Consider the following 14,034-nt stretch of genomic DNA (forward strand, 5'->3'; position numbering starts at 1 on the left):
ACCGAAATCACCCGCCGGGTGTCGACAAATCACCAAGCCCGGCTGTCAGTTGCCGCCGCTGCCCCCGACCAGGTCGCCCAGCTTCCCGACCCAGCCGGTCACCGTGTGGAACATGTCGGTCAGCTGCTGCCAGTAGCTCTTGGTCGTCCCGATCCACTCCTGGAGCGGGCTGAGCTCCCAGACCAGCCAGCCGGCGACGAACAGGATGACGATCGTGAACAGGCAGCCCTTGAGGCAGCCCAGCCCGGGGATCTTCATCGGGTTGGCGCTGCGCTGCCGCGGTGCCCGCGGCTCGCGCTGGGGCTGCTGCGGCGGCGCGTACCGCTGCGGCTGGGGCTGCTGGGGCTGCGGGGCGTAGCGCTGCGGCTGTTGCTGCTGCGGGTAGCCGTAGCCCTCGGGCGGCGCCTGCTGCCGGCGCTGCTGCCGCGGCTGCTGTTGCGGGCGGGCGACCTGCCGCTGCGGGCGGCGGCGCAGCGGGTCCTCGTTCGGGTCGAGGTACTGCTGGACCTGGGTCTGCTCGTTGCGGTCGCGGGCGGCGCGCAGCTGGTTCTGCCAGGGATGCGGCTGCTCGGGCTGCTGCCCCGGCTGTCCCTGGGGCATCGGCGGCATGACGGCGGTCGGGTCGGCCGCCCCGGTGTTCGGCAGGACGGCGGTGGGGTCGGCGGCGCCCGCAGGGCCGCCGGTGTGGGGCAGGAAGGCGGTCGCGGCGTTCGGGTCGTAGGAGCCGGCGCCGTGCGGCAGCACCTGCGTCGGGTCGCCCGAGCCGGGGACGAAGGCCGGCGCCGGGTCCGGGGCCAGCAGGGCGGCGATGCCCTCCGCGGCGGCGATCTGCGCGGAGTTCGCGTGCACCCCGATGCCCTCGGAGACCACGCGCAGGCCGCGCGCGAGGTTCTCGGCGCTGGGCCGCTCGTCGGGGTTCTTGCTCAGGCAGCGCTCTATGACCGTCCACAGCGGGTCCGGAACCGTGGAGGGGCGGCGCGGCTCGGCGCTCAGGTGCTGGTGCAGCACCTCCAGGGCGGAGCTGCCGGCGAACGGCGGACGGCCGGTGACCAGCTCGTACATCAGGATGCCGGCGCCGTAGATGTCGACGGCGGAGGTCTGCGGGCGGCCCTCGGCGCTCTCCGGCGCGACGTACGCGGGCGTGCCCACGAACTCCTGTGTGCGGGTCAGGCCCGGGGAGTCGGCGAGCCGGGCGATGCCGAAGTCGGTGAGCATCGGGTGCATCTGCCCGCCGTCCTGCTTGAGCAGGACGTTGGCCGGCTTCAGGTCGCGGTGGACCACGCCGTCGGCGTGGCTGGCCGCGAGCGCGTCGGCGATCTGGGCGGTGAGCAGGGCGGCCGCCACGGGCGTGAACGGGCCGTTCTCGCGCAGGTAGCGGTGCAGGTCGGGGCCTTCGACGAGGTCCATGACCAGCGCCAGCAGATCCCCCTCGACCACCAGGTCGCGGACCCGGACGATGTTCGGGTGGGTCAGCCGGAGCAGGACGGAGCGCTCCCGGAGGAACCGCATCACGATGTCGGGGTCGCTCGCGAGCTCTTCCTTGAGGACCTTGATCGCGACGGTCTCGCCGGGCTGCCCGGGCACGGCGGCCTCGGCCCCCGCGGTCTCTCGCTGGCGGGCCCGCCAGACGGTGCCCGTGGCGCCGCGACCGAGCGGCTCCTCGAGCAGGTACTTGCTGCCTACCGGCCGCACGTCATGTGCTCCCTGCTGCTTGCTTACCGTTCCGACCCACTGTAGTGCCGACGGGTACGGCGACGACCTGTCGCCGTCCCCTGCGTCTTACGTACACATCCCGGGACATGTTCGAAGGAAAGACGCTCGACTCGGTCCGCCGGTTGCCCGAAGTGGACGTGACCGATCTCAAGCGGTCCCGGCTACGTCACCTGTCAGGCACTTTTGCGGGCAGAGCCGACCAATCAAGATCACCTTTGCCCGAGCGGCGGGCGCGTTGTCAGTGGCAGGTGCGAGGATGCCTGGAGTACTGGCCGATGTGCTCGTGTGGGGTGGGATCTTGGTGGGACCTCGCCCGCGCCCGCGCAGAAGGGACCGCTGACGGCGATGCAGATCCGGCTGACCGTCGTAGACCCGCTGGGACCGTCCGACCGGGAGCGGGGCCGCACCGCGAGCTGCGACGTGCTGGTCACGGCGCCCGCGGGCACGGCCCTGTCCGTGGTGGCCTCGGCACTGGCCTCGGCGGTCGCGGGCGACACGGGTGCCGCCCAGCCCGAGCGGACCCGCGAGTCCGGCGGCCCGGTGGTGCTGTACGCGGACGCGGAGCGCCTGGACGACCGGCGCTGCACCCTGGGCGAGCCCCCGCTGATCGACGGCGCCGTGCTCTCCCTGGGCGCCCCGGCCGAGCCCGAGCCGCACCCCGAGCTGGACGACGCCCCGACCCAGCTGCACGTGATCGCGGGCCCGGACGCGGGCGGCGTCCACCTGCTGCACGGCGGCGAGATCCGCATCGGCCGCTCCGCCGACGCCGACGTGCCGCTCGACGACCCGGACGTCTCCCGCCTGCACTGCGCGGTCACGGTCGCGCCCGACGGCCAGGTCTCGGTCGCCGACCTCGACTCCACGAACGGCTCGACGCTGGACGGCACCCGTCTGAGCTCCCGCCGGGTGCGCTTCGCACCGGGCGCGCTGCTGCGCATCGGGGAGTCGGCGCTGCGCGTCGCCCCGGCCGGAGGACCCGGCGCGCGCGTCCCGACCGTCCCGGACGGCGAGGGCCAGGTGCGCGTGAAGTCCGGCGAGGAGATCACCGTCGACCCGGTGCCCGCGGCCCCGGCAGGCGCCGCCCCGGCGGCGACCATGCCCCACGCGCGCGTGCCCGACGGCGGCGACCCGAACGCCACCCCCTCGCGCGGCGTGCCCGCCGCCCACGGACACGGCCCGGCCGGGCAGCCGCTGGTGCCCGAGCAGGGCAGGGCACCCCACATCGAGAGCAGGGACCACGACACGCAGGCCGCCGGCGACACCCACGCGGGGCGGTACGGCGCCGTGGCATGGGACACGGCCGCCTCCCCCGCCCCCGAGGGCGAACCGTCCGGCGGGCGCAAGGGCACGCCGCCGCGCGGCACCGACGTACCACCGGGTGTGCGCAGGCGCGGCGGGCTCTCGGCCTGGGCACGACGGCTGGCCGGCGGCCGCGGCGAGCACCTGGCGCCCGGCGACGAGGTGTACGACGAGGAGGACGGCTCCGGCGCGCCGCGGCCCGAGCCGCTCGGCGGACCCCAGCTCCCGGAGACCTGGCCCGACCCGGCCGCCCTGCTGCTGACCGCGCTCGGCCCGGGCCCGCGGCTGTGGGAGCGCACCCCGGGCCACCCCGAGGCGCTCACGGTCCGGCTGGGCACCGCGGACCGCACGGCGCCCGACGGCTCCGGGCTGCTGCCCGCGGTGCCGGTGACGGCGGACCTGCGCGAGGCCGGGGCCCTGGGCCTGGCCGGCCCGCGCGCGCGGCTGTCCGGACTGGCCCGCGCGGTGGTGGCGCAGCTCGCCGCGCTGCACTCCCCCGAGGCCCTGGAGATCGTCCTGATCAGCGCGGACCGCGCCCGCTCGCTGGAGGAGCGCACGGCCGAGTGGTCCTGGCTGGGCTGGCTCCCCCACCTGCGCCCCGGCCACGGCCAGGACTGCCGCCTCCTGCTCGCCTACGACCGGGAGCAGGCCACGGCCCGCACGGGCGAGCTGCTGCGGCGCCTGGACGACCAGGAGGCGGAGGTGCGCAACGGCACCCGGCCGCCGGCCCGCACACCCGCGGCCCCGGCCCGCGCCGCCGCCCGCAGGCCCTCCTGGGCCCGCGAGGACGACGCCCGGGAGGAGACGGACGGCTTCGCCGGTCCGCACACCGTCGTCGTCGTGGACGGCGACCCCGGAGGCGCCGCCGTGCGGGAGGCGGTGACGCGCCTGGCACTGGAGGGCCCACGCGCCGGTATCCACGTGGTCTGCCTCGCCGAGACGGCGTCGGCGTCGCCCGCGTCCCCGGTGACGGAGACGTACGAGGCGGCCTGCGCGGTGGCACCGGCCTTCCGGGACTGCGGCGCGGTCGCGCTGCTGAGCGGCGACGTGGCGACGGCACTGCGGCTGATGCGGGTGGCACGGACCGCCCCCGGCGCCCCCGCGGGACGGGCGCCGGAGGCACCGGCCGACGGCTCTGCGGCCCCGGGCGCCGGGGCGCACACCGCCCCCATAGGCCCGGGCACCATGGCCGTCGTGGACGCGGTGTCCCTGGCCTGGGCCGAGCGGTTCGCGCGGGCGCTGGCGCCGCTGAGGACGGACGGCTCCGGGACCGAGCGGCAGGCGCGCGTGTCCGTGCCGCTGCCGCAAGCGGCGCGGCTGCTGGACGAGTTGGGCCTCGCGCGGGCCACCCCGGCCTCGCTGATGGCGCGTTGGGCGGACGCGGCGGACGACGCCCAGGCGCTCGGCGGACGGGCCTGGGCCGTGCTCGGCGCCGGCCCGCGCGGCCCGGTCTGCGCGGACCTCGGCGTCGACGGCCCGCATCTGCTGATCGAGGGCCCGGCGGGCAGCGGACGGACGGAGCTGCTGCGGGCCGTGGTCGCCTCGCTGGCCGCGGCCGAGCGCCCGGACCGGCTGGGCATCGTCCTGATGGACGGCCGGGACAGCGTGAGCGCCGGCGGCACCTCGTCCGGAGCGGGCGCCCACGGTGAGGGCCTGCGGGTCTGTACGGACGTCCCGCACGTGACGACCCATCTCACCGCCAACGACCCTGTCCTCATGCGGGAGTTCGCCCAGTCCCTGAGCGCCGAGCTGAAGCGCCGTTCGGAGCTGCTGGGCCGCGGCGGGTTCGCGGAGTGGCACACGGGCCGGGAGCTCTCGGGCCGCATCGTCGCCCAGCGCGCGACCGGCCCGACCGCGTCGGGCGACCTGGACAGCCCGCCCAGTTCGACCATGCGGCTGCGCCCGGGAGCCGCCCGCCGGCAGACCGAGGCGGCGCCGCCGCTGCCCCGGCTCGTGGTCGTCGTGGACGACCTGGACGCGCTGGTGTGCCCAGCGCTCGGCTCGCCCGGCCGGCCGGCCGCGGGTTCCGTCATGCGGGCGCTGGAGGCCGTGGCCCGCGAGGGCGAGCGCCTCGGCGTGCACCTGGTGGCCGCGACCGCCCCGGGCGGCCGTACGGCGGACACCGAACCCGCGCAGCGGGCCACCCTGCGCGTGACCCTGGAGGCCCCGGCCGCCGGACCGGACGAGCGGGCCCCGGGCCGCGGCCGGCTCACCTGGCCGGACGGCAGGTCGACCCCCTTCCAGGGCGGCCGCGTCACGGGCCGCATCCCCCGCACGGCCACCCTCCGCCCGACGGTCGTCCCTCTGGACTGGCACCGCATGGGCGACCCCCCGACCCGCCGCCCGGTGCGGGAACTGGGCAACGGCCCCACCGACTTGGCCCTCCTCGCCAGCGCGCTGGAGCGAGCGGCCCGGGAGGTCTCGGCCTCAGAGGTGCCCTCACTGCTGTAGCACTTCCGCCGTAGCACTGCCGCGCACGACGGCCACGGTCACGCCGACACCGAACACCCGGTCACGACGCGGTCACGATCCCCCGGTTGACAACCTACGCGCACTTGCCGACCCATTCCGACGGGCGTAGACCAGATCCACGGGACAGCGCTCGACGTTCGACGAAGATCGAAGAACGGGGCAGTGATGCGCAGCACGAGCAGCAAGAACCGGACACTCAAGGCCGCCAAACCCGGCGCCGCGCTCCTCGCGGCAGCCCTCGCGCTGGCACTCACAGGCTGCGGCGGCAACGACAACAAGAGCAGCAACGGCGGCTCCAGCGCGAGCGCGAGCGGCAGCGGAGGCGGCAGCAGCGTGACGCTGCCCAAGCTCGACGGCCAGACGCTGGAGGTCGCCGCCGTCTGGACCGGCGCCGAGCAGAAGAACTTCATGAAGGTCATGGACGAGTTCAAGAAGCGGACCGGCGCCAAGATCAACTTCGTGCCCACGGGCAACAACACCTCCACCTTCCTCGGTACCAAGATCCAGGGCGGCAAGCCGCCGGACGTCGCGTTCCTGCCCCAGGTGGGCGTGTTGCACGAGTTCGCGGACAAGGGCTGGCTCAAGCCCATGGGCGCGGACGCCAAGGCCCAGCTGGACAAGAACTTCTCCAAGGGCTGGGTGGACCTCGGCGCCTGGAAGGGCAAGCAGTACGGCGTCTACGCCAAGGCCGCCAACAAGTCCCTGGTCTGGTACAACACCGCGGCCTTCCAGGCGGCCGGCATCACCAGCACGCCCAAGACCTGGAAGACCTTCCTCAGTACCGCGCAGACACTGTCGGACGCCGGCTCCCCGGCCGTCTCCGTCGCCGGTGCGGACGGCTGGACGCTCACGGACTGGTTCGAGAACATCTACCTCTCGCAGGCCGGGCCCCAGAAGTACGACCAGCTGGCCGCGCACAAGATCAAGTGGACCGACCCGTCCGTGACGAAGGCGCTCACCACGCTCGCCCAGCTCTGGGGCAAGAACGACCTGCTCGCGGGCGGCAACAAGGGTGCGCTGAACACGGAGTTCCCGAAGTCGGTCACCCAGACCTTCTCCGGTGACAACCCGGCCGCGATGGTCTTCGAGGGCGACTTCGTGACGGCCAACATCAACGCCGACACCAAGGCCGTGCTCGGCAAGGACGCCAAGGTCTTCCCGTTCCCGACCATCGGCGGCATCCCGCCCGTGGTCAGCGGCGGCGACGTCGCGGTGGCGCTGAAGGACGGCAAGGGCGCCCAGGCGCTGCTGACCTTCCTGGCCTCCACCGACGCGGCGAACATCTGGGCGGCGCAGGGCGGCATCCTCTCCCCGAACAAGGAGATGGACATGGCGTCGTACAAGGACGCCATCACCAAGCAGATCGCCCAGTCCCTGCTCGCGGCGGGCGACAACTTCCGCTTCGACATGTCCGACCAGGCACCGGCGGCGTTCGGCGGTACGGCCGGCGTCGGTGAGTGGAAGGACCTGCAGGACTTCCTGCGCAATCCGAAGGACGTCGCCGGCACCCAGCAGAAGCTGGAGGCCGACGCGGCCAAGGCCTACGCCGCAGGCTGACGCCGCCGTGACGTCGGTAGCGAAGACGACGGGGGGCGCCGGCGCACTGCCGACGCCCTCCGTCTCGCCGCGCAAGAGCGTCACGGGGACGCGGCTGTGGGTGGCGGTGCTGTTCCTGCTGCCCGCGCTCGTGCTCCTCGGGGCGCTCGTGGTCTACCCGATCGTGTACTCGATCTGGCGCAGCCTCTACGACGCCGGCGGCTCCGATTTCGTGGGGCTGAAGAACTACGGCGACATCTTCACCAACGACGCCACCCTGACCGCCGTACGCAACACGGCGATCTGGGTCGCGGTGGCACCGGCCGTCGTCACGGCGCTCGGCCTGATCTTCGCCGTCCTGACCGAACGGGTGCGCTGGGGAACGGCGTTCAAGCTCATCGTCTTCATGCCGATGGCGATCTCGATGCTCGCCGCCGGCATCATCTTCCGCCTGGTGTACGAGCAGGACCCCAACCTGGGCGCGGCCAACGCGGTCGCCAAGGCCGTCCACGACACGTTCGTGTCGTCGTCGGTGTATCCGGGCGCCCGGCCGAACGCGACGGCGAGCGACCTCAAGCCCTCCGGCGGCGGGTCGTTCACCACCACCGGCACCGTGCACGCGGGCACCCCGGCCCTGCTCCCGCTGGTCGGCATCGCGCCCAACAAGCTGCCCGGCAACCCCGAGAACGCGAAGGCGGCGACGGGTTCCGGCGTGACCGGCACCGTCTGGCTGGACTTCAAGCTGGGCGGCGGCGGCGCCAAGGGCCGGATCGATCCGGGCGAGAAGGCGCTGAAGGGCGTGAAGGTGGAGGCGGTCAAGGACGGGAAGACGGTCGCCTCCGCCACCACCGGAGCCGACGGCACCTTCAGCCTTCCCGACAAGGCCGACGGGGCCCAACTCAGGCTCCCCGCCTCGAACTTCTCGGCCCCGTACAACGGCATCGACTGGCTCGGCCCGACGCTGGTCACCCCGGCCATCATCGGCTCGTACGTGTGGATGTGGGCGGGTTTCGCGATGGTGCTGATCGCGGCGGGCCTCGCGGGCGTGGACCGCAACCTCCTGGAGGCGGCGCGGGTCGACGGGGCCAACGAGTGGCAGGTGTTCCGCAAGGTCACCGTGCCGCTGCTCGCACCGGTCCTGGCGGTCGTCCTCATCACGCTGATGATCAACGTGATGAAGATCTTCGACCTGGTCTACATCATCGCCCCGCAGCCGAGTCAGCCCGACGCCAACGTCCTTGCCCTGCAGCTGTTCCTGTCGTCCTTCGGCGGAGGCGGCAACGAGGGCGTCGGCAGCGCGATCGGCGTCATCCTGCTGCTGCTCGTACTGCCGGTGATGGTCGTGAACATCCGCCGGCTGAGGAAGGAGCGCCGATGACCGCCCTCGACACGTCCGTGCACGGCAAGCGCTCCTTCGCCTCCCGGGTGGCGAGCGGTGCGGGAGGCGGGGTGATGCGGATCTTCCTGATCCTCGTCGCCCTGTTCTGGCTGGTGCCCACCTTCGGCCTGCTGGTCTCCTCGTTCCGCGACCCGACCGACATCGCCACCTCGGGCTGGTGGAAGGCGTTCAGCGCGCCGGGCCAGCTGACCGCCAAGAGCTACAAGTCCCTGCTGGAGAACGACGCGATCACGCAGTCGCTGCTGAACACCGTCTGGATCACGGTCCCGGCGACGCTGCTCGTGGTGCTCATCGGCGCGATGGCCGGATACGCGTTCGCCTGGATGGACTTCAAGGGCCGCGACTGGTGGTTCCTGGTCGTGGTCGCCCTGCTGGTCGTCCCCGTCCAGGTGGCCCTGATCCCGCTCGCCGACCTCTTCGGCAAGATCGGCATCTTCGGCGACATCATCGGCGTGGTCCTCTTCCACGTCGGCTTCGGACTGCCGTTCGCCATCTTCCTGTTGCGCAACTTCTTCGCGGAGATCCCGCGTGAACTCATGGAGGCGGCACGGCTGGACGGCGCCGGTGAGACCCGGCTCTTCTTCACCGTCGTCCTGCCGCTGGGCGCGCCGGCGATCGCGTCCCTCGGCATCTTCCAGTTCCTGTGGGTGTGGAACGACATGCTGGTGGCGCTGGTCTTCTCCGACTCCCAGTCCCAGCCGCTGACGGTCGCACTCCAGCAGCAGGTACGGCAGTTCGGCAACAACATCGACGTGCTGGCACCCGGCGCGTTCATCTCGATGGTGATCCCGCTGGCCGTGTTCTTCGCGTTCCAGCGGCAGTTCGTGTCCGGCGTGATGGCGGGCGCGGTCAAGTAGGCTGTAGGACAACGGAACAGAGGGGTCGGGACGTCACGGTTCCGACCCTTTCCGTTCACCACAGATCCCCCGTATGCCGTAGGGGACGTAACCAAGTCACTCCATCGGCCGTTCCCGGGCAAGGCCCAGTCGTCCGCGCCGACCCATGGATGTGCCTTGCCCAGGTTCAGTGTCATCGTCCCCGCGTACAAGGTTCAGGCGTATCTCCACGAGTGCCTGGACTCGGTGCTGTCGCAGTCGTATCCCGATCTCGAACTGATCGCGGTCGACGACTGCTCACCGGACAGCAGCGGCGCGATCATCGACCGGTTCGCGGCCCGCGATCCGCGCGTGCGCCCGCTGCACCTGCCCGCCAACCGGGGCCTCGGCGGCGCCCGCAACGCCGGCATGGAGCGGGCGAGCGGCGACTACCTGATCTTCCTGGACGGCGACGACACCCTCACCCCGCACGCCCTGCGCTCGATCGCCGACCGCCTGAAGGAGACCGGCGAACCCGACGTGCTGGTCTACGACTACGCGCGCACCTACTGGTCGGGCGAGACCGTGCGCAACGTGGTCTCGGTGCAGCTGACCGAGCAGGGCCCGGCCCCCTTCCGCCTGGAGGACCGCCCGGGCCTGCTGCACCTGCTGATGGTGGCCTGGAACAAGGCCTGCCGACGGGAGTTCGTCGAACGCGAGGGCTTCACCTTCCCGCCGGGCTACTACGAGGACACCCCCTGGACCTTCCCGGTCCTGATGAGCGCGGAGTCCCTCACGACCCTGGACCGCGTGTGCGTCCACTACCGCCAGCGCCGCCAGGGCAACATCCTCGGCACCAGCAGCCGGAAGCACTTCGACATCTTCGAACAGTACGACCGGGTCTTCGCGTTCCTCGACGAGCACCCCGAACTCGCCCGCTGGCGGCCGGTGTTGTTCCGCCGCATGGCCGACCACCTCACCAAGGTCTTCGCCCACCGCGAGCGCCTGCCGCGCGACTCGCGCACCGAGTTCCTGCGCAAGGCCCGTGCCCACCACCGCCGTTACCGCGTCCCCGGCATCCCGCTGCCGGCGCCCGCCCGCCTGCGGCACACCCTGATCCGCTGGGGCCTGCACCGGACGTACCGCGGCCTGCAGCACGCGGCGGCCCTGCACCGCAGGACGGCCAAGCTCGGCGCGGGGCTGCTGCGCACCGCGCGGTCGGCGGCCCTCAGGCTGCACTACCGCGTCCAGCTCCGCCTCCCGCTGCGCGCCGACCGCGCCGTCTTCACCGCGGACGACGGCCGCGGCCCCGGCTGCCACCCGGGCGCCCTGGAGGCGGCGTTCCGCGCGCACGCGCCGCACATCCGCACGGCGTGGATCGCCCGCCCCGAGCACCACCACACCGTCCCGCCGGCCACCGGCCGGGTCTCCCCCGGCACGGCCGCCTACTGGACGGCCCTGGCCCGCTCCAAGTACCTCGTCTCCAACACCGGGTTCGAGCGCCGGCTGGTCAAGCGCCGCGGCCAGGTCCTCGTCCAGACGCAGGCGGGCACCCCGCTCGGGCACATGGGCCTGGACCTCCAGGAACACCCCGCGGCCGCCCGCGACACGGACTTCGGCGCGCTCCTCGACGACGTCGACCGATGGGACTACGTCCTGTCCGGCAACCTCCACTCCACGCTGACCTGGGAGCGCGTCTTCCCGGGCGGCTACACCACCCTGGAGCACGGCAGCCCCCGCAACGACGTGTTCCAGAAGGCGACTTCGGCGGACGTGACGCGGCTGCGCGCCCGTCTCGGCATCCCCGAGGACAGCGTGGCCGTGCTGTACGCGCCCTGCCGCCGCGACTACCGTCGCACCCAGCGCTCCGCCCTCGACCTGGAACGCCTGCTGCGCCGCCTGGGCCCCCGCTTCGTCGTCCTGGCGCGCACGCACGACCCCGTGCAGCAGGGCGCGCGGATCATCGACGTCACCGGCCATCCCAGCGTCGAGGAGCTCTGCCTCGCCTCGGACGCCCTGCTCACCGACTACGAGCCGATCATGTTCGACTACGCGGGCCTGGACCGTCCGATCGTGATCCACGCCGACGACTGGGAGGCGTACGAGGCGGCCCGGGGCACCTACTTCGACCTGCGCTCCTTCCCGCCGGGCGCGGTGGCCCGCAGCGAGGACGAGCTGATCGACATCTTCGCCACCGGCCACTGGCGCGGCTCCCGCTCCACCCAGCTGCGCACCGCCTTCCGCGAGCGCTTCTGCCCCTACGACGACGGGCGCGCGGCCGAGCGCGTGGTGCGCCGGGTCGTCCTTGGCGAGACCGGCCTCCCCCCGGTGATCCCGCCGGCCGAGCGCCACCCGGTGCCCTCCGTGGTCGCGGCCCGCACGCGCCCCCCGCAGGCCACCGTGCCGCAACCCGCCGGCCCGGCGACCGTCACCGACAGCCACTGAACGCCGTTCTCACTCCGGGGAGTTCGCATGCCCTCCAGCCCGTCGCGGCCCACACCGAGCAGACCGTCCACCTGGCGTCCCGCAGGGCGGCCGGGACGCCTCGGCTGAGCCGCGACCGCCGAGTCCCTCAAGCACCTCGACAGAAAGAGCAGAATGCCCCGCTTCAGCATCATCGTCCCGTCCCACGGGGTGTCAGGCCGGCTGTCCCAGGCGCTGGACTCCGTTCTGGCGCAGTCCTTCGGCGACTTCGAGCTGATCCCGGTCTGCGACGCGCCCGGCACGCCCGCGGCGGACGTCGCCGCCGCGTACGCCGAGCGGGACTCCCGCATCGGCCCGGTGCACTCACCCCCCTCGGGCGGTCTGGCCGGGGCGCGCAACACGGGGATGCGGGCGGCGACCGGCGCGTACCTGCTGTTCCTCGACTGCGACGACGTCCTCGTCCCGGGCGCGCTGGCAGCGCTGGACGCCCGCCTCACCGAGACAGGCGACGTGGACGTCCTGTACGTCGAGCACGAGCGCGTCCCCTGGTGGGAGGGCGAGCCCACCAACCCGGCCGCGCTGGTCCTGCCGAAGCAGCCGGCGGGCGCCTTCTCCCCCGACCAGGTGCCGGAGCTGACCGGCGTGCAGCTCCCGGCGTGGAGCGCGGCCTACCGCAGGACCTTCCTGGCCGAGCGCCAACTGGTTTTCCCGGACGGTCACTTCACCGACGTCGGCTTCGGCGGTCTGGTCCAGCTGAAGGCCGAGAAGGCCGCCGTCCTGCACCAGGTCGTCGTGCGGCATCTGGTGCGCAGACAGGGCAGCCGGCTCGGCCTGCCCGGTGAGCACCACCTCGAACTCCTCGCCCAGACCGACCTGGTGCTCACCCGCGCCGCCGAGGAGGGCCTGTCCCCGGACCGGCTGGGCCGGCTCTTCGAGCAGCTCTTCGCGGCCGTGCTGAAGACCGCCGCCCATCCCCGGCGGCTGCCCGCCAGGCGCCGTACCTTCTTCCGGCTGGCGAGCAGGCTCTACCGCCGTCACCGGCCCGCCGGTTACCGCACGCCCGGCGGCAGCCTCGGCGTGCAGCACCGGCTGCTGGCCACCGGCGCGTACACCGCCTTCCGCGCCCTGCGCGGCGCCAACCAGTCGGCGTCCCGGGTCGCCGAGCGCCTGCCGCGCCCGCGCATGGTGCGCACCCGCCTGCGCTACGCGCGCGGCCTGCGCCGCCCGCTGGACGCCAACCTCGCGGTGTACTGCGCGTACTGGGGCCGCGGCTACGCCTGCAACCCGGCCGCGATCCACGCCAAGGCCCGCGAACTCGCCCCGCACCTGCGCTCGGTGTTCCTGGTCGAACCGGACCAGGTGCACACCCTGCCCGCGGACGTCGAGCACGCGGTCATCGGCAGCGCGAAGTACTGGGACGTGCTGGCCCGCGCCAAGTACCTCGTCAACAACGCCAACTTCGCGGACGCGGTCGTCAAGCGCGAGGGCAGCGTGCACCTGTCGACGCAGCACGGCACCCCGCTGAAGAAGATGGGCGTCGACCAGGCGACGTACCCCGTGGTGGCGGCCGCCACCGGCAGCTTCGGCAAGCTGCTGGCCCGCGTCGACCGCTGGGACTACAACCTCTCCTCCAACCGGCACTCCACCCAGATGTGGGAGCGGGCCTTCCCGGCCGTGCACGAGACCCTCGAGTACGGCTATCCGCGCAACGACGTCTACTACACGGCGACCGCCGACGACGTGACCCGCATCCGGCGCGAACTGGGCATCCCCGAGGGCAAGACGGCCCTGCTGTACGCGCCCACCCACCGCGACCACCACACCGGCTTCGAGACGGGCCTGGACCTGCAGGCCCTGTGCGAGGAGATCGGCGAGGACTTCGTCGTCCTGCTGCGCGCCCATTACTTCTACGACCAGGGCGCCGCGAAGAACACCGGCCGGGTCATCGACGTCACCGCGCACCGCTCGTCGGAGGACGTGTGCCTGGCCGCCGACGCGCTGATCACCGACTACTCGTCGATCATGTTCGACTACGCCAACCTGGACCGGCCGGTCGTCGTCTACGCGGACGACTGGGACGTCTACCGGGAGCTGCGAGGCGTCTACTTCGACGTGCTGGAGCACCCGCCGGGCCCGGTGGCGCGCACCCCCGGCGAGCTGGCCCGGGTCTTTTGCGACGGCTCCTGGGCGGGCGCGGAGTCCACCGCGGCCAGGGCCGCCTTCCGGGCGCGCTTCTGCCAGTTCGACGACGGCCGCGCCGCCGAGCGCGTGGTGCGCCGGGTGCTGCTGGGCGAGCCGCCCGAGTCGATCCCGCCCGTGACCCCGCTCGCGGAGCGTGTCCCGGCGCCCGCCGCCTCCACCCTCGTAAGGAGCTGA

The 14,034-nt window shown here is 73.2% G+C and carries 7 protein-coding genes; 6 read left to right on the forward strand and 1 reads right to left on the reverse strand.

Annotated elements, in window-relative coordinates; translation table 11 throughout:
* Positions 1-45: 45 nt before the first annotated feature.
* Positions 46-1,692, reverse strand: a complete 1,647-nt coding sequence (locus ACFU97_RS03325) for a serine/threonine-protein kinase (RefSeq protein ID WP_384250188.1) — start codon at positions 1,690-1,692, stop codon at positions 46-48.
* Between the two features lie 366 nt (positions 1,693-2,058).
* Here ACFU97_RS03325 and ACFU97_RS03330 point away from each other — a divergent pair, with 366 nt between their 5' ends.
* The 6 genes from ACFU97_RS03330 to ACFU97_RS03355 all read left to right on the forward strand — a co-directional run bounded on the left by ACFU97_RS03330 (position 2,059) and on the right by ACFU97_RS03355 (position 14,034).
* Positions 2,059-5,463, forward strand: a complete 3,405-nt coding sequence (locus ACFU97_RS03330) for an FHA domain-containing protein (RefSeq protein WP_384250190.1) — start codon at positions 2,059-2,061, stop codon at positions 5,461-5,463.
* Between the two features lie 186 nt (positions 5,464-5,649).
* On the forward strand, positions 5,650-7,041 hold the full coding sequence (locus tag ACFU97_RS03335) for an ABC transporter substrate-binding protein (protein ID WP_384250192.1): 1,392 nt from the start codon (positions 5,650-5,652) through the stop codon (positions 7,039-7,041).
* Positions 7,042-7,048: 7 nt separating this feature from the next.
* Positions 7,049-8,398: an ABC transporter permease subunit gene (locus ACFU97_RS03340; RefSeq protein WP_384250195.1), complete on the forward strand. Its 1,350-nt coding sequence runs from the start codon at positions 7,049-7,051 to the stop codon at positions 8,396-8,398.
* Positions 8,395-9,276: a carbohydrate ABC transporter permease gene (locus ACFU97_RS03345; RefSeq protein ID WP_384250197.1), complete on the forward strand. Its 882-nt coding sequence runs from the start codon at positions 8,395-8,397 to the stop codon at positions 9,274-9,276. Before ACFU97_RS03340 ends, ACFU97_RS03345 begins: the two co-directional genes overlap by 4 nt.
* Positions 9,277-9,432: 156 nt before the next feature.
* Positions 9,433-11,679 (forward strand): CDP-glycerol glycerophosphotransferase family protein, encoded by a 2,247-nt coding sequence (locus tag ACFU97_RS03350; RefSeq protein WP_384250199.1) that lies wholly within the window; start codon positions 9,433-9,435, stop codon positions 11,677-11,679.
* Between the two features lie 153 nt (positions 11,680-11,832).
* The gene (locus ACFU97_RS03355) at positions 11,833-14,034 is read left to right on the forward strand and encodes a CDP-glycerol glycerophosphotransferase family protein (RefSeq protein WP_384250201.1); all 2,202 of its coding nucleotides are present in this window, start codon (positions 11,833-11,835) and stop codon (positions 14,032-14,034) included.

Source organism: Streptomyces sp. NPDC057616 (assembly GCF_042800575.1).
Classification (GTDB): Bacteria; Actinomycetota; Actinomycetes; order Streptomycetales; family Streptomycetaceae; genus Streptomyces.